Consider the following 15,991-nt stretch of genomic DNA (forward strand, 5'->3'; position numbering starts at 1 on the left):
CTACGGCCGCTCGACGTCCATGTCACGATGGGCCGCCGCATGTCGGGTTGTTAGGCCGTGCGTTCGTGCTAGTGCCCGGCTTTATGGCTGATGTCCGCGCTACTCCCGAAGTCCTCACCCCTCCGGAGGCGCCGCCCTCCCCGACCCATGTCGCGACCAGGCGCGAGGACTATCGTCCGCCCGACTGGCTCGTGCCGGAGATCAGTCTCGACTTCGATCTGGATCCCCAGCGCACCAGGGTCCGCGCGAGCCTTGAGATTGTTCGCAACGGCGACCACGACCGGCCGCTCCGGCTCGACGGCGATGAGCTGACGCTCATTTCCGCTCGCGTCGACGGACGGGAAGTCGAACCGGGGCTGGATGGAAAGCAACTGGTCCTGGACCTTCCGGGCTCGCGAGCGATGGTCGAGACGGAAGTGGAGATCGCTCCGGCGGCGAACACCAAGTTGATGGGCCTCTATGCGTCGGGGGGAATCCTTTGCACGCAATGCGAAGCGGAGGGCTTCCGCCGGATAACCTTCTTCCCCGACCGTCCGGATGTCCTTTCCAGATATCGCGTAAGGATGGAGGCGGACAAAGACCGCTTCCCGATCCTGCTGTCGAATGGGAACAACATCGCCGCGGGCGAGGAAGGTGATGGGCGGCATTGGGCGCAATGGGAGGATCCCTTCCCCAAGCCGAGCTATCTCTTCGCCCTCGTCGCCGGCGACCTCAAGGCGAACAGCGACAGCTTCACGACCATGAGCGGCCGCAAGGTCGCGCTGAATATCTGGGTGCGCGAGGCCGACCTGCCGAAGACCGCGCACGCAATGGAGAGCCTGAAGCTCGCCATGGCGTGGGACGAGAAGGTTTACGGCCGCGAATATGACCTCGACCTGTTCAACATCGTCGCCGTCGCCGACTTCAACATGGGGGCGATGGAGAACAAGGGCCTCAACATCTTCAACTCGGCCTATGTTCTCGCCGACCAGGAAACCGCTACGGACGCAGACTTCGACAACATCTCCCGCGTCGTAGCGCACGAATATTTCCACAACTGGTCCGGCGATCGGATCACGTGCCGCGACTGGTTCCAGCTTAGCCTCAAGGAAGGCTTCACCGTCTTCCGCGACCAGAGCTTTTCCGCCGACATCGGAAGCGCTCCGGTCAAGCGGATCGATGACGTGCGCGTGCTTCGGGCGGCGCAGTTCCCGGAAGATGCGGGCCCCTTGGCGCACGCGGTCCGGCCCGACAGCTACATAGAGATTTCGAACTTCTACACGGCGACCGTCTACAACAAGGGTGCCGAGTTGATCCGGATGATGGCGACCGTGCTGGGCGCGGAGAAGTTCCGGGCCGGCACGGATCTCTATTTCGATCGGCACGACGGCGAGGCAGCCACGTGCGACGATTTCGTGAAGGCGCTCGAGGATGGCAGCGGCGTCGATCTGTCGGCGTTCAAGATCTGGTATTCGCAGGCCGGCACTCCCAAGGTTTCGGCACGGCTGCAGCACGACCCTCAAACGCGTGCGGCCACATTGCATCTGGAGCAGCGGGTAGACCCGACGCCCGGGCAGCCGGACAAGGCGCCGATGCCGATCCCGCTACGGACGGCGCTGATCGGTGAAGACAGCTGCGCGGAAATCGCTGCCGAGCAGCTCGTGCTCCTCGAAAAGGCGCAGGCGACGATCGAATTCGCGAACGTCGCCGAACCGCCTTTGCTGTCGATCAATCGTGGCTTCTCGGCGCCGATTGTCCTGACCGTCGATCGCCGCCCCGGAGAGCTGGAGCGGCTTGCTCAGTGCGATACGGATCCGTTCAGCCGCTACGAAGCGCTGCAGGAGTTGATGATGTGCGCGCTGGTCGCGAGTGCGACCGGCGCGGCGGCGGACCTGGAGCCGGTCACGCGCGCGGTGGGAGCCACGCTGCGGTCCGACGCACTGGACGCGGCGTTCAAGGCGGAGGCCATCCTGCTTCCTTCCGAACCGCTGATCGCGGACCGGTTGGACGTGGTCGACCCCGACGCAGTGCACGAATCGCGCGAAGCGCTCCGCCGCGCGATCGGTAATGAGCTTCGTGACGATCTGGCATCAGCTTACGGAACCTCTGGCGCGCCGGGCCACGATCTTTCGCCTGCGGCCAAGGGCGTTCGCAGATTGCGGAACGTCGCACTTGCCCTGATTGCGGCCGGTGACGAACGGGTCGGCGCGACGCTCGCGCACCGCCAATTCATGGCCGCGGATAATATGACCGACCGGCAGGCCGCGCTCGGAACTCTGGTTTCGCTCGACGCGCCCGAGCGCGATCAGGCGCTGGCGGCCTTCTACGATCGGTTTCACGACGACCCGCTTGTGCTCGACAAATGGTTCGCGCTCCAAGCCGCGGCGCAGCGCCGCGAAACGGTCGACGAGGTGCAGCGGCTCGCCCATCACCCCGATTTCCGGATCGGCAATCCCAATCGGCTCCGCGCGCTCGCGGGCACGTTCGGGTACAACCATTGGGCGTTCCATTCTCCGGACGGCCGCGGCTATCGCTTCCTGACGGACATGATCCTCGACGCGGACAAGCTCAATCCGCAAGTCGCAGCGCGCCTCATCCCGCCGTTCGGCCGCTGGCGCCGGTTCGAACCCAAGCGAGGCGAGCTGATGCGCGAGTCGCTCGAACGGATCGTCGGTGCGCGCGGACTATCGAAGGACGTTTACGAACAGGCGAGCAAGTCGCTCGCCTGAGTTCAGCCGCCGATCCAGCGCGCCACTTCGCCGGCAACCTGATTGGCCGCCCGATTGATCGCCGGGCCAACGGTGTCGGCAGTGCCGTCAGCAGCGGCGGTCGCCGTGAAACGACGGCTTTCGACATGCGATCCGCCCTGCGTCGAAAGTGAGGCGTCATAAGTGATGACCACCTGGCCGGACGAAGAGTCGTAGCCGAATCGCTGAAGACTGCCGGTCACGGTCAGGCCCGGATCGAGCGCCGCTTGCGCTGGATCGAGAACGACGCGGTTCGTGGTCCTGCGAACGGTCTCCGCGACAAGCGCCGCAAAGAGCCTGTCGGGTGTATCGATATATTGCAGGTTCGGCACATACTGAACTGCGGTCGGCGTAACCTGTACTGGCACGCGAACCGTGCGGATTTCCTTCGGGATTTGCGGAACCGCGATGGTGACCGCCTGGCCGGCATTGGCCGTTCGCACGATCGCCCCGGGGTCAGGTGCCTCGGGTGTCAGCGTCAGCATGTAGGCCGGAGGTTTTCCCCCGCCGCCAAGCAGTCCGCTGAGCGAGCAAGCTCCGACGGTCGTCGCCATTGCAATGGACCCCAAGATACGCAGCAGCGACTTCATTTGCTTTTCCCTGGCTTGTAGTCGGGCAGCTTCTCGGGTCCGAGCGTACCGCCGATCCCCTGCTGCTCCACCCGATCGGTGACGCCGCGCAGCGACTGCGAAAGTTCTCGAAGTTCGCGCACAAGGCGATTGGCTTCCGGAAGCGTCGACTTGGACAGATTCTGCACGCCCGGCCGCGCATCGCTGATGATGGCATTGAGATTGTCGGATGCCTGCTGGACCGAAGCGATGGCCTTGCGCAGGTCCTGTGCCGCCGGTCCGCCCTGCTCGACGACGAGCCGGTTGGTGTTGTCGGTGAGGACGCTGATGCGCTGCGCGGCGACACCGGCGTTGCGGACCGCGATCCGCGTATCGGCGATCGCGTCGGCAAGGTCCGGGGCACGCTGCGCGAGGACCTCGGTCGTCGCATCGATGTTCTCGAGAATGTCGGAGATCGCATTCTGGTTCTTGTCGCTGAGCAGCTCCGTCAGTCGCTCGGTGAGGCGCTGAATGCGATCGATCAGCTCCGGAGCGCTGTTGAGCAACGCGCCGAGACCGCCCGAGCTGGACGGGATCACCGGGCAGCCCTGCGGTCCGACCTGGCGGATCGGCGGGCTTCCGCGCGCGGCGCCGTCGAGCTGGATCTCGCTGACGCCGGTGAAACCGACGCCCTTGATCTGCGCGGTCGTCCCCTGGAGCACCGGTGTCTGCTCGTCGACGTTGATTCGGACCCAGACGAATTCCGGCCGGTTAGGCAGGAGCGAAATCTTGTCGACCTGCCCGACCGGAACGCCCGAGAAGGTCACGTTCGACCCCTTGTTGAGGCCGCCGACGGCCTGGCTGAAGTAGATGTCGTAGCATTTGGTGCTCTTGTTCGAGAGCCCCGCGAGCCAGACGATGAACAGGAGGACGCCGGCGAGCAACGCCACCGTGACCGCGCCAACCATCACATAGTTCGACCGGGTTTCCACTAAGCGGCCGCCCCCTCTTTATGACTCAAGGCCGCAGTACGCCCCCGCGGTCCGTTAAAATACTCTTGTATCCAAGGATGATCCAAAGCCAAGAGGTTGGGTATCGTGTCGACTGCGATGACCTTTCGGTCCGCAAGCACGGCAACCCGGTCGCAAATCGTGATCAGCGTGTCGAGATCGTGCGTGATCAGGAACACGGTCAGATCGAGCCTCTTCTGAAGCGACGCAATCAGCTCGTCGAAAGCCGCCGCGCCGATCGGGTCGAGACCGGCGGTCGGCTCGTCGAGGAACAGCAGCTCCGGATCGAGCGCGAGGGCGCGGGCCAGGCCGGCGCGCTTCCTCATGCCGCCCGACAGCTCGGATGGATATTTCGGCCCCGCATTCGCCGGCAGGCCGCTCATTGCGATCTTGTATGACGCAATCTCGTCGATCACCGGCGGACGGATGTAGGGGAAATATTCGCGGATCGGGACCTCGACATTCTCCGCTACTGTCAGGGTCGAGAACAAAGCGCCGTTCTGAAACAGGATTCCCCAGCGGCGGCGGATGTTCTTGGCTTCGTCCTCGCTCCGACCGATCATGCTTTCGCCAAGAACCTCGATCTCCCCGTCATCGGGCGTCTGAAGGCCGATGATGGAGCGCATCAGCACCGATTTTCCGGTGCCCGAACCGCCGACCACGCCGAGGATTTCGCCGCGGCGCACGTCAAGGTCGAGATTCTCATGGATGACCTGCTCGCCGAACGTGTTGCGCAGGCCGCGAACCGTGATGATCGGTTCGTTGTTCTTGGTAGTTGTCGTCATCTCCATCCAATCGAGCTGAAGAAGACGGCGAAGACCGCATCGAGCACGATCACTAGAAAGATCGACTGCACGACCGCGGTCGTGGTGCGAAGCCCGACTTCCTCGCTGTTGCCCTGGACGAGCATCCCCTGGAAGCAGCCGGCCAGCGCAATGATGAAGCCGAACACGGGCGCCTTGATGAGCCCGATCCAAAGGTCGGTGATCGGCGTCACCTCCTGAAGTCGCTGGACATAGGTCAGCGGGGGGATTTCGAGCGAAAGCCAGACGAAGATCCCGCCGCCGAGCAAGGCCATGAGCATCGCCCAGAAGGCAAGCAGCGGCATCATGATGACGGCGGCGATCATCCGTGGGATGACAAGCGCTTCGATCGGGGACACGCCGATGGTGCGCATCGCGTCGATCTCCTCGGTGATCTTCATCGTCCCCAGCTGGGCCGCGAAAGCGGACCCGGAGCGGCCGGCGACCATGATCGCGGTCATCAGCGTGCCAAGCTCGCGCACGGTGATCCGGCCGATGAGGTTGATCGTGTAGACCTCGGCGCCGAACTGCTCGAGCTGGACCGAGCCCTGCTGCGCGATGACGATGCCGATCAGGAAGCTCATCAGGCCGATGATGCCGAGCGCGCGAACCCCGACCACGTCGAAACGCTGGACGACGGCATTGACCCGGAAGCGCTTCGGACGGCGGATCAGGTTGGCGAAGCCGATCAGAGTTGCGCCAAAGAATCCCAGGAGGCCGAGCAAGGTCGAGCCCGCGTCCGCGACCCACTCCCCAAGCTCGGTCAGGACGCGCGTGAAGCTGGAGCTCTCCTCCGGCCTCACCCTGGCCGGCACGTCGAACTCCGAGACCTGGTGCAGCAAGCTCACCTCGTCCCGGCTGGCGCCAACGACTTTTGCGCCGCGATCGCGGACGGCCCGATAGACCAGCCATGCGCCGACCGTGTCCATGCGGTCGATTTCGCTAAGGTCGATGGTCAGCGGGTCGGGAAGAGCGTCGATTTCGCGCTGCGTGGTCGCCGCCCGCGTGATCGTGAGCGCGCCCGCGACGCGGTACACGCTCTCTCCCTGGTGATCGTCACTGGTCCCGTTAACGTCGGCCATGTCGCGCGAAGTAGTGCGCGAAATGAACTCCGTGGGCAAGACGCCGCTAGAGCGGGCCTTCCCTGCCCCGTTCGCCGCCATTATGCGCCGGACATGGCTGATGAAGCGTCGATCCTGTTCGTACCTGTCGGGTCCAACCCCGCGCGTCCATTCGGTCTCGAGGCCCGCGATCGCGCCTGCAGGCTTGCGACGAACGCCGGTTTTGAGTGCGCGGATGCAGCCGGCAATCGGCGACCGGCCCTCCTCGCGAGCTTGGCTTATTCCTGGGACCCCGCGTGGCTGAAGGCGCTGCGGTCGCGTCCGCGAACGGTCCTGACGCTCGCCGGAAAGCCGGTGATGGCCCATGTGCCTTCGGGGGAGGACGCCGGCCCAATCGCTGCCGCGCTGGAAGCCGGCGACCCGGTTGCAGGCTACGAGCAACTCGACGCCGAGACCGCACAGCTCAGTTATGCGGAGCTCAGAAAGCGCGACCGCCCTTTTGTGCTCCCCCTCGACCCGAACGACCCAGAGCCGGTGGAACGCGCAGCCTATGACGCGGCCTACAAGGGCGTCACAGACGTCCTGACGCTATATCTGTGGCGCAAGCCTGCATTCTACCTGACGCGCTGGGCGGCACAGGCTGGGATGACGCCCAATCTCGTCACCGCAATCGGCGCCATTTTCTGCGTACTCGCCTTCGTTCTGTTCTGGCGCGGCGAATATTGGTGGGGGGTCGCTTCCGGCTTCGTCTTCATGGTGCTCGACACGGTCGACGGGAAGCTTGCCCGCTGCACCGGCGCCTCCTCGAAATGGGGGAATGTGTTCGACCATGGGATCGACCTCATCCACCCGCCATTCTGGTGGTGGGCCTGGGCGCACGGGCTCGCCGAATACGGGCGCCCGCTTTCACCCGTCTATGCGACGATGGTGCTGTGGGCGATCATCGGCGGCTATGTCGCGCAGCGCGTGATCGAGGGCGCGTTCATGCGCCGCTTCGGCCGAATGCACATCCATGTCTGGCGACCGATCGACAGCAAGTTCCGCCTGATCACGGCGCGGCGAAACCCCAACATGGTGATCCTGGTCGGAGCGTTGCTTTTCGCCAGGCCGGACGCGGGGCTCGTGCTGGTCGCCTGGTGGACGATCATCAGCCTCATCTTCCACGCGGTGCGTTTCGCGCAGGCGACCGAGCAGGCCGCGCGCGGGCGTCCGATCAATTCCTGGCTGGAAGCGTGACCTACACGGCCGTCGTGCTCGCGGGCTCAAGGCCGGGGCGCGACGCTTTCGCCGAGCGCCATGGCGCGGCTTACAAGGCCCTGATCCCGGTTTCGGGGGAGCCGATGGTGTCGAGGCCCGTACGAGCGCTCCTGGACAGCGACCGGATCGGCTCGGTCATGGTCCTGACGCAGGCGCCGGATGCTATACAAGCGGCCTTGCCCGACGACGAGCGTGTGAAGGTTCGCGCGTCATCGGCGACAATCGCCTCGACGATGCTGGACCTGTGCTGGGACCCGTCAACCCAATGGCCGCTGCTCGTCACGACCGCCGACCATGCCCTGCTCGATACCGCCACAGTTGATGAATTCTGCGACGGCGCCGAAGGCCGCGATCTCGCGGTGGGCCTCGTCGAGCAAAGCTCGCTGCTGCGGCGGCTCCCCGGCACCAGGCGCACCTGGCTGAAATTTCGCGGCGGGGCTTACACGGGCGCCAACCTCTTCGTGCTCCGCTCCCCCCGGGTCGCGCCGGTCATCGAATATTGGCGCTCGGTGGAGCAGGACCGCAAGAAAGGCTGGCGGATCGTCTCGATGCTCGGCCTGCCCACTTTGCTTGGCGTCGCGTTGAGGCTGCTCACCGTCGACCAGGCGCTCGGGCGGCTCGGGCGCAGGTTCAATCTGAAGGTCGGTAGCGTCCGGCTCAGCAACCCGCTCGCCGGCGTCGATGTCGACAAGCCGGACGATCATGCGCTGGCGGAAGCGATCATCGAGGGCCGCGCATGAGCAATCTCGCCATCTACGACATGGACAGGACCATCACGCGGCACGCGACCTACACGCCGTTCCTGCTGCACTGCGCCACGCGGCGGGCGCCATGGCGGCTGCTTTTCCTTCCGCTCGTGGCGCTGTCCATGCTCGCCTACGTCGGGCGCCTGATCGACCGTGCCCGGCTCAAGGAGATCAATCATCGCCTGCTGCTGGGCCACCGCATCCATCCGCGCGACCTGAAACCTCTGGTCGACAGCTTCGCCGACGGACAGGCCCAAACCAACATCCGTCCAGGCGCTCGCGTGGCGCTTGCGTGCGACAAGGCGGAAGGCAGGCGGCTGGTGCTCGCGACCGCATCCTATCGCCTGTACGCCGAGGCGATCGCGGAGCGCCTCGGCTTCGACGATGTCATCGGCACCGGCTCGATCATCGGGCTCGACGAGCGCGTTCACGCGAAGATTGCAGGCGACAATTGTTATGGTCCTGCAAAGCTTCGAATGATTGCCGAATGGGTCGAAAAGTCGGAGCTGAAAGGGGTGCACGGGCACGTGCGCTTCTATTCCGACCATGTTTCCGACCAGCCCGCGTTCGAATGGGCGGACGAGGCGGTTGCGGTGAACCCGCACGGCAAATTGCGCAGGCTCGCGCAGCAGCGTGGCTGGCAAGTCGTGGACTGGAACTAAGACCGCTTTCGACCATTGCCGCCATTAGCCGAGTGATCGGTGCGCGTTTATTTCGCGCTGAAGGTCACTCTTGAGCGTGCGAATCTTGAATGACTCCATGGCCCCATGTTCCGCCTTGGCGGCGCATACGAGGCTATTCCAGTGATCGAACGTGTCCGGATGCACAGGTCCGTCGCTCAGGCAGCGCGCGCTCTGCAGCGCCGCACGCAAGTTTGCATGATGCCGCCGACGATGTTCGTTGAGCCGGCAAGCCAGGCGCTGGCGACCGGCCGTTAGCGAGCTCGCGGTGAGCGCGGCGCGACTGCTCGCAATCAGCGTCCTCGGCCATGAAAAGCGAAACCTGATGGCCATGATACAGATAATTCAAATCCATGCGCCGCTCCATTTTAGTAAGCGGGAGCACAGTTGGTCTCTCAGCCGCGTAGGCCTACAGGCAGAAAATCCGCGCGATGTGCTCATCCGGCACATCGGTACGATTTTCTCGACGCTATTCTTTTATTTTGAAGCGACCTTACAATTCTTGGTGATTGCGTCCATATATACTTTGCTACTAGTCGCAAATTGACGGTCTTTGGCGCTTTGCGGCTCCTCATTCCTTCCATCTCGCACTCCTAGCGCAGAAGGACGCCGACTCTCGGCTTCCCAACGAAGGAATCATGACATGCCGACAGGCACCGTTAAATTTTTCAATGAAAGCAAGGGCTACGGCTTCATCCAGCCGGACGGGAGCGGCAATGACGCCTTCGTTCACGTCACCGCTGTCGAGCGTGCAGGCATGCGGAGCCTCGTCGAGAACCAGCGCTTGTCGTACGATCTTGAGCAGGACAAGCGCGGCAAGACGAGCGCCGTGAATCTGAAGCTGGCGGAAGCCTCAACTGAGGCGCAACCGGCATCGGACGCTTAGTCCGGCGGCCTACATGAACGCCGACACGGAATCCTGGGACAATGAGGGCGGGCAAATCAGCACCGCTGAGGGCGGCCACATGAGCTCCAGCTCGGGACGCGTTGTGCGCGCACCAGGAGCGGAATTGCAATACACGGTCATCCTGACACGTCCGCATCTCGTCGAGCTCTGTCGGTCCTTTCGCACCATGCGAGAGGCTGAGGCATTCGTTCGCCGAAACACCCCCGTCCCGGCTCCAGCGCTTTCGACGCTGTACGATCGAAACGCCAACGAGACGTAAGTGCGAGTGCCGGCGCTCATCAGCGGTGAGTGCCGGCAGCCTATCTGTTCGATGTTCATTTCTTACGGAGGCCTAATGCGAAAGCCACGACTCTCAGAAACGGACGAGCAGCGGAGCGCACGCGAAGACAGGGAAGCGCAGAAACGACGCGACGACTCCGCCGCGGAGGATCGAGCTCTCGATGCCATGGTACGTCAAAGCCTCAAGCAGTACGGCCCCTGACTTTCTGCCCATGGCCATTCGCCGATCGGGCGGCACCTCGTCGAAGAAGGATGATAGCCTCATGGCCAAAGAAGAATTGCTCACCATCGAAGGTGTAGTGGACGAGATTCTGCCGGACGGACGGTTCGGGGTCATGCTCGACAATCAGTGTCGGATTATCGCCTATACCGCCGGCAAGATGCGCCGCTATCGCATTCGGTCGATTGTCGGCGACCGCGTTCACGTCGAAATGACCCCGTACGATCTGTCCAAGGGCCGGATCGTTTATCGGGAGAAGCTTGCCGGCACATCGACAGGGCCGAGGCGGCGAAGCTTTCGTCGGTGACCGTGTCGGAGCGAGGGGACGTTGACGAAACGCGGGGCGCAGTGGGGCTCGGACCGATGCTGTCCCGCCGGTTCACCACTTATGGCGCGGATACCAAGCGAAGCATCTTTCAGCTGGTCACTACCGCTATGCCCTTCTTCGCGTTGCTTGCGGTCATGGCGTGGGCATCGATTGATCTTTACTGGCTGACCCTGCTGCTGGCGATCCCAGCGGCCGGACTGCTCGTCCGGCTCTTCATCATTCAACATGACTGCGGTCACAGCTCGTACTTCAGATCGCGAGCCGCCAATGATTTCGTCGGCCGCGCGCTGAGCATCATGACGCTCACGCCCTACTACAGCTGGAAGCGCGACCATGCCGCGCACCATGCTTCCACAGGCAACCTCGATCGCCGCGGACGGGGGGACGTGGGGACGCTGACCGTTGCGGAATATCGGGCCTCGTCATCTCTCAGGAAGCTCGCCTACCGACTCTTCCGGAACCCGCTGGTGATGGTCATGCTCGGTGCGCCGATCAACTTCATCCTGCTCCAGCGATTTCCGAAGGGTCACGAGTTGCAGAACGGTCAGTCGCTCCGCAGCATCCTGTCGCTGGATCTCGCGCTGCTCGTAGCGATCGGCCTAGCCTGCGCCCTGTTCGGCGCCCGCCCGGTCTTCGGGACTTATCTCCCCGTTATGATCATTGCCTCGTGGATTGGGAACTGGCTGTTCTTCGTGCAGCACCAGTTCGAAGATGCGCATTGGGAGCGCGACGGCAACTGGGACTTCCATGTCGCTGCCCTGAGCGGCAGCTCATATTTCAAGCTTCCGCCGCTACTTCAGTGGTTTTCCGGGAACATCGGCCTGCATCATGTACATCATCTGTGCAGCCGGGTTCCGAACTACCGGCTTCAGGCCTGTCTAGACGCCGCTCCGGAACTCGATGGGATCGCCAGGGTCATCACTCTGCGCCAGAGCTTGAGCTGCTGGCAGTTGGCCCTGTGGGACGAGCGCCGCCGGTTGTTGGTCGGATTTCGCGATCTTTAGCCGTTCCTGGGTTACGCGATCACTGCTTTGTGACCTTGATGTGCTTCATGATTGCTAGCGTCAGCTTTCGACCCATTGCGGACGCTTATCGAGCGTGGAGCGGGCACGCGGAATTGGAGTTCGCCATATTCGGGAGCGCCAACGATCCCCCGATAAAACGCCAGTCGGGTGACCCTTCAGACTGGAGGAGGGCCTTGCCGCGCCTTATCGCGATGATACTGCCTAGAAGCCTCGTCCAGCGCCGCCCGCTTCCTGAAGCTTTTCGCCAGCCGCTCCAGCATCTCTGCGCGCAGCGACCATCGCTCCGCGCCCCTTCTTAGCTGCTTCCGCTCGTGTGGAACCGCGCTGCCGGCTTCCTGCATGTCCGAAGCGGCTCGCTCCAAACAGCCTTCGACAGTATCTTGCGCGTACGCCCAGTGAGGCTCGACCCTCCGTTTCGGCTGGGAAAGCGGTTCGAATTTCGTGGGTCTTAAAGGACCGAAAAGTGCAGCCATCCAGGCAAACAGTCTGCCAAGATCGCGAGTAACTCGCACCTATCCTTGTCCGCCCTCTTCGCGGTGATCAGGGGCGCGGGACGCCTTTCGTATTATCTTGGCGGACTGCTGGTTCTTCTCAGCCACATCGCCGGCTACTTTCTTGGCCAGCAATTCCGTCTGTTGGCGGATCACGCGCGCTCGATGAGCGTAGTTCTTAGGATTGACGGCCTTCGTCGCAGAGTCGGCTTTAAGGCTGCCGACGAGCAGACTTATGCTCAACTCGGTGGGCTCGTCTGATATCAGGAAAGACGGTTCCGGCATAGCGAACTCCTTCATGAGCGGGAGTTGCTACTCTCTCATGCGCAACATGCTCGATTAAGACGGTAGCGCTAGGATTCGAAATGGTAACTCGGGCGCGATTCCGCAAGGCCCAACAGCATCTGTGCCAAAGGTCCGCGTTCGACCCATCTCCGCCACCCGAGCGTCGATGCGAATGAAGGGGAGGCGCCCATCCGAGCGGCGCCCCCGCGAAAACGCGATTAGCGTGCCAACACCATCTGCTGAAGCAGCATGTCGCCCATGATGTGACGATAGGTGGCGCGGTGGCCACTGCCGGCGATCTGTTTGCGATCGTCGCTCTGCAGATATGCGTTCATTTCCTTGTTGCGAGCGATTTGTTCGGCCGGCGTCGGAATACGGTCGCTCACCGTAACCAAGTAAAGATCCGGTTCATCCTTGCGATTATTGTTGTTGCTCAAAATGTAATAGGCTTTGATCCAGCCCTTAGATTTTGCGTATTCGTTCTGCTTGCGGGAATCGCTCACCAGAAAATCTGCGTAATCGGCGAAATGGCCGTCGTCGATTTTGATGGAGGCGACGTCCCAATAATCGCCACCGACTAATGGAAGTTCCTGAGCTGAAGCGGGAATAGCCGTCGTAAGCATTAGTGCCGCGCCAAGCGCGGTTAATATTATCTTGCTCATTTGATTGCTCCGTGCTGCGACAGCATAAGCGCCTCGCAACTAGGGACCGAGCCGTCACATCGACTGGAGCGCCGATAAGTTTTTGCAAAGCCGCCTCGTAACGGGCCTTACGCCAATTAACGTTGATCTCCTAACTTTATTTACCTGAATTTTAACGTGGACTTGGTGTGATTTATGTACGTAGAGGCTTCGCCAGTTGGATTAGTGTCTGCTTTCCACCCATTGCGGACATTAGCACGCTGGAGGAGCTCTCGCGTCAGTGGCCCGCCAAGACGGCCTATACCCGCATACCGTCGTCTCCAAGGATGGGTGTTCAAGTCGAAGGTCCTCGATACCGGCGACCGTTTCTCATTCACCTTCGCCAAGGCGGGGCAATTCGGCTATTTCTGTTCCCTGCACCCGCACATGACGGGCATTATCGTTGACCGGAACGGCTCGGCTAGTGGTCGGCGGCGGACATTCCTGATTGCCGATCAGAACGAAGCCGGTTCGTATCGCTCCCGCTCGGTGACGGTTTGCGAAGGACAACGGGGATGAGGATTTTCAAAAGCCTGCTGGTGTCGCTGATCGGGCTGACTGCCCTCATGTACACGCTTCAAAATCTCGCCGGCATCGGCGCCATGCGCGAGCAGATGGATGCGGCCGGAGCCGCCAACGTTCCGCCGGCCGCAAGCTGGGCCGGGTTCGCACTGATCACCCTCTGCCAACTCGCGCTTGCAGTGACGGCGCTAAAAGGCGCGTGGGAGCTATTCGCCGCCAGGAACGGCTCGACTGAGCAATTCAGGGAAGCGAAAACGACGGCGGTCTGGGCCGGCGGCCTGTCTCTTCTTTCGTGGTTCGCATTATCGCTGATGGTCGGCGGCGGTCTCTTCCAATGGGGCACCGACAGCGGCGGGGTGGCGCTGGCGAAGTCGTTTGCGCTCGGCACGACCTCGGCACTGACAATCCTCTTCGTATGGGGAACTACGGACTAGGGAGTGTTGCCCGTCGGGCGCGAGGACAATAGCTGTCCCGAGGGGCGGGTCACGGGCAGCGTTAACCAATTAACATATTGTAGATTATGGGTTTTTGAGTCAGCATCCCGACTCGGTCCTTGCACTCGAGATCGGGGGGAAGTGCGATGAGCGTTGCGTATTCTGGCGTGTACGTATTCGGTGACAGCCTCGTCGACGCGGGCAATGCGCTGAAACTCGCACAAACCTACGACTATTTCCCCTTCACGGACCTGCCCAGCGGCGCGCCGACCGCGGACAAGGGGTATTACAAGGGCCGCTTCACCGACGGCTACACATTCGCCGACCTGCTGAGCAACAAGTTCGTTGGAATGCCGACAAAGCCGGTCTTCCCGTTCGGCTACGACGATCCTTACCTCGGCATTTCCTTCGGTTTCTTCTCGGATCCGAGCGGCAAGAATCTCAACTTCGCTTATGGCGGAGGGCAGATCCGCCAGGGTGACGAGGCGGTTCCGGACATGGACGACCAAACCGACGCGTTCCGGGACGCAGTCGACGGCCACGCGGATCCCAACGCGCTTCACCTTTTCGTCTTCGGGGCCAACGACGTTCACGACCTGGTCCCGAAGAGCGCGCCGTGGGTCGATGAAGCGACCGCAATCGCGATCCTGACGGATGCTGCGGACGAGTGGGTCGAAGAGATCAACGATGTCATCGCGATGGGCGGCAAGAACGTGTTGGCGCTCGGCGTGCCGGACATCGGGATCCAGCCTTATTACAACGGATCGCCCGATGAAGCTCAGCGGCGGGCCGTCGCAACCCATTATGCCGAGCTGCTCGACGGCCTGATCCGTGACCGGCTCGGCCAGATCAACTCGCCCAACTTCCATTTTGTCGGCTTCACCGAAATGGCCGGAAGCGTCCTGGGAGAAATGGCGCAGCTCTATCCCGGCGGAGTCTATCCACTAAACACCAGCTCTCTGGTCTTCTTCGACGCTGTGCATCCGACTGCGCAGCTCCACGCCATGGCTGCCGCCTACATGCTCGACAGCCTCAATGGCACAAGCGCGGGCGAAGCGTTCCCGCTGGCCACGCCGAACATGAAGCTGTCCGGCACGATTTCGGCCGTGGGCGAAGTCGACAAGCTCAGCTTCGCGCTTGCCGCGAACAGCAGTTACACGTTCGAGATGCTCGGCCTTAGCTCCGGCAAGCTGCCGGGCCTCGTAAGCTCCCAGGTTCTTGCCGATCCGAAGCTGCGGATTGTCGGGCCGGACGGCTCGGTGTCGGTCGATGACGATGGCGGCGTGGGGCTCGATTCCCATCTGCAATTCACGACCGGGGCAGCAGGCACTTACACGCTCGAGCTGTCGGGCGTCGGGAGCCTCACGGGCGCTTACACGGTGCAGGCGCAGAACCAGTCGGTTCACGACGATGTCTACCGGGTGACCAGTGCCAGCACTCTGGTGCTCGAAGGCGCGAACGGCGGCACCGATCAGCTGCTGTCGACCGTGAGCTATACGCTTTCGGCCGGATCGTCGATCGAGGCGCTGGCAGCTGCAAACGCCGCCAGCACGGCGTCGATCAATCTGATCGGCAATGAGCTTGCCCAGTCAGTTACCGGAAACGCGGGAGGCAATCTCATCGATGGCCGAGGCGGCGCCGACCAGCTGTGGGGCCTAGGCGGCGCCGACACCTTCTATTTCTCATCCGCGCTCGGCGCGGGAAATGTCGACCGGATCCAGGATTACAACGCGCGTCACGACACCATCAGGCTGGACGACCAGGTCTTCACGGCTCTGCCTGCGGGGAACCTGGCGGCAGGGGCATTTTACACCGGTGCCGCAGCTCACGATTCCGACGACCGGATCATCTACAACCCCGTGACCCATCAGCTGTTCTACGACCCTGACGGCAATGGCGTACAGGCGCCCGTGCAGTTCGCGGAGGTTTACGGCACCAACGTGAAGCTTACTTCCGCCGACTTTGTCGTGAGCTGAGGCCGACCCTCCT

At 62.5% G+C, this 15,991-nt stretch carries 18 protein-coding genes; 12 read left to right on the forward strand and 6 right to left on the reverse strand.

Annotated features, from left to right (window positions below):
* Window positions 1-83 precede the first annotated feature (83 nt).
* The gene (gene pepN / locus LZ538_RS07895) at window positions 84-2,708 is read left to right on the forward strand and encodes an aminopeptidase N (protein WP_249831440.1); all 2,625 of its coding nucleotides are present in this window, start codon (window positions 84-86) and stop codon (window positions 2,706-2,708) included.
* 2 nt (window positions 2,709-2,710) lie between these two features.
* Here the strand turns inward: pepN and LZ538_RS07900 are convergent, their stop codons facing one another.
* Genes LZ538_RS07900 through LZ538_RS07915 form a run of 4 tightly spaced genes read right to left on the reverse strand, consistent with a single transcriptional unit; the run spans window position 2,711 to window position 6,169 of the window.
* Window positions 2,711-3,316: an ABC-type transport auxiliary lipoprotein family protein gene (locus LZ538_RS07900; RefSeq protein ID WP_249831441.1), complete on the reverse strand. Its 606-nt coding sequence runs from the start codon at window positions 3,314-3,316 to the stop codon at window positions 2,711-2,713.
* The gene (locus LZ538_RS07905) at window positions 3,313-4,266 is read right to left on the reverse strand and encodes an MlaD family protein (protein WP_249831442.1); all 954 of its coding nucleotides are present in this window, start codon (window positions 4,264-4,266) and stop codon (window positions 3,313-3,315) included. The genes LZ538_RS07900 and LZ538_RS07905 overlap by 4 nt, the downstream gene beginning before the upstream one ends.
* Entirely contained in the window at window positions 4,266-5,069 is an 804-nt protein-coding gene (locus LZ538_RS07910) for an ABC transporter ATP-binding protein (RefSeq protein ID WP_249831443.1), read from the reverse strand. The genes LZ538_RS07905 and LZ538_RS07910 overlap by 1 nt, the downstream gene beginning before the upstream one ends.
* Entirely contained in the window at window positions 5,066-6,169 is a 1,104-nt protein-coding gene (locus LZ538_RS07915; RefSeq protein ID WP_249831444.1) for an ABC transporter permease, read from the reverse strand. The genes LZ538_RS07910 and LZ538_RS07915 overlap by 4 nt, the downstream gene beginning before the upstream one ends.
* A 93-nt stretch (window positions 6,170-6,262) precedes the next feature.
* On the opposite strand from LZ538_RS07915, the gene LZ538_RS07920 reads away from it, so the two are divergent.
* From LZ538_RS07920 to LZ538_RS07950, 8 genes are all read left to right on the forward strand, one after another.
* On the forward strand, window positions 6,263-7,384 hold the full coding sequence (locus tag LZ538_RS07920) for a CDP-alcohol phosphatidyltransferase family protein (RefSeq protein ID WP_249831445.1): 1,122 nt from the start codon (window positions 6,263-6,265) through the stop codon (window positions 7,382-7,384).
* Window positions 7,381-8,145 carry an NTP transferase domain-containing protein gene (locus tag LZ538_RS07925; protein WP_249831446.1) on the forward strand — a complete coding sequence of 255 codons (765 nt, stop codon included), beginning with the start codon at window positions 7,381-7,383 and terminating at the stop codon, window positions 8,143-8,145. Before LZ538_RS07920 ends, LZ538_RS07925 begins: the two co-directional genes overlap by 4 nt.
* Window positions 8,142-8,813 carry an HAD family hydrolase gene (locus tag LZ538_RS07930; protein ID WP_249831447.1) on the forward strand — a complete coding sequence of 224 codons (672 nt, stop codon included), beginning with the start codon at window positions 8,142-8,144 and terminating at the stop codon, window positions 8,811-8,813. The genes LZ538_RS07925 and LZ538_RS07930 overlap by 4 nt, the downstream gene beginning before the upstream one ends.
* Before the next feature lie 141 nt (window positions 8,814-8,954).
* Entirely contained in the window at window positions 8,955-9,089 is a 135-nt protein-coding gene (locus LZ538_RS13265; protein WP_283937663.1) for a hypothetical protein, read from the forward strand.
* 385 nt (window positions 9,090-9,474) lie between these two features.
* The gene (locus LZ538_RS07935; RefSeq protein WP_249831448.1) at window positions 9,475-9,717 is read left to right on the forward strand and encodes a cold-shock protein; all 243 of its coding nucleotides are present in this window, start codon (window positions 9,475-9,477) and stop codon (window positions 9,715-9,717) included.
* A gap of 13 nt (window positions 9,718-9,730) precedes the next feature.
* The gene (locus LZ538_RS07940) at window positions 9,731-9,997 is read left to right on the forward strand and encodes a hypothetical protein (RefSeq protein ID WP_249831449.1); all 267 of its coding nucleotides are present in this window, start codon (window positions 9,731-9,733) and stop codon (window positions 9,995-9,997) included.
* A 283-nt stretch (window positions 9,998-10,280) separates the two neighbouring features.
* Window positions 10,281-10,544 carry a translation initiation factor IF-1 gene (infA, locus tag LZ538_RS07945; protein ID WP_249831450.1) on the forward strand — a complete coding sequence of 88 codons (264 nt, stop codon included), beginning with the start codon at window positions 10,281-10,283 and terminating at the stop codon, window positions 10,542-10,544.
* A 41-nt stretch (window positions 10,545-10,585) separates the two neighbouring features.
* The gene (locus LZ538_RS07950; RefSeq protein WP_249831451.1) at window positions 10,586-11,569 is read left to right on the forward strand and encodes a fatty acid desaturase; all 984 of its coding nucleotides are present in this window, start codon (window positions 10,586-10,588) and stop codon (window positions 11,567-11,569) included.
* Window positions 11,570-12,102: 533 nt separating this feature from the next.
* Here LZ538_RS07950 and LZ538_RS07955 read toward each other — a convergent pair.
* Both LZ538_RS07955 and LZ538_RS07960 read right to left on the reverse strand, forming a co-directional pair.
* Window positions 12,103-12,366 carry a hypothetical protein gene (locus tag LZ538_RS07955; protein ID WP_249831452.1) on the reverse strand — a complete coding sequence of 88 codons (264 nt, stop codon included), beginning with the start codon at window positions 12,364-12,366 and terminating at the stop codon, window positions 12,103-12,105.
* Between the two features lie 218 nt (window positions 12,367-12,584).
* Window positions 12,585-13,028 (reverse strand): hypothetical protein, encoded by a 444-nt coding sequence (locus LZ538_RS07960; RefSeq protein ID WP_249831453.1) that lies wholly within the window; start codon window positions 13,026-13,028, stop codon window positions 12,585-12,587.
* A 309-nt stretch (window positions 13,029-13,337) separates the two neighbouring features.
* On the opposite strand from LZ538_RS07960, the gene LZ538_RS07965 reads away from it, so the two are divergent.
* From LZ538_RS07965 to LZ538_RS07975, 3 genes are all read left to right on the forward strand, one after another.
* Entirely contained in the window at window positions 13,338-13,565 is a 228-nt protein-coding gene (locus LZ538_RS07965) for a cupredoxin domain-containing protein (RefSeq protein WP_249831454.1), read from the forward strand.
* Window positions 13,562-14,002, forward strand: coding sequence for a DUF2165 family protein (locus tag LZ538_RS07970; RefSeq protein WP_249831455.1), 441 nt, complete (start codon window positions 13,562-13,564; stop codon window positions 14,000-14,002). The genes LZ538_RS07965 and LZ538_RS07970 overlap by 4 nt, the downstream gene beginning before the upstream one ends.
* Before the next feature lie 146 nt (window positions 14,003-14,148).
* Complete coding sequence (locus LZ538_RS07975) at window positions 14,149-15,978, forward strand: SGNH/GDSL hydrolase family protein (RefSeq protein WP_249831456.1); 1,830 nt, start codon at window positions 14,149-14,151, stop codon at window positions 15,976-15,978.
* Window positions 15,979-15,991: the final 13 nt, after the last annotated feature.

This window comes from Sphingomonas hankyongi, assembly GCF_023516575.1.
Classification (GTDB): domain Bacteria; phylum Pseudomonadota; class Alphaproteobacteria; order Sphingomonadales; family Sphingomonadaceae; genus Sphingomicrobium; species Sphingomicrobium hankyongi.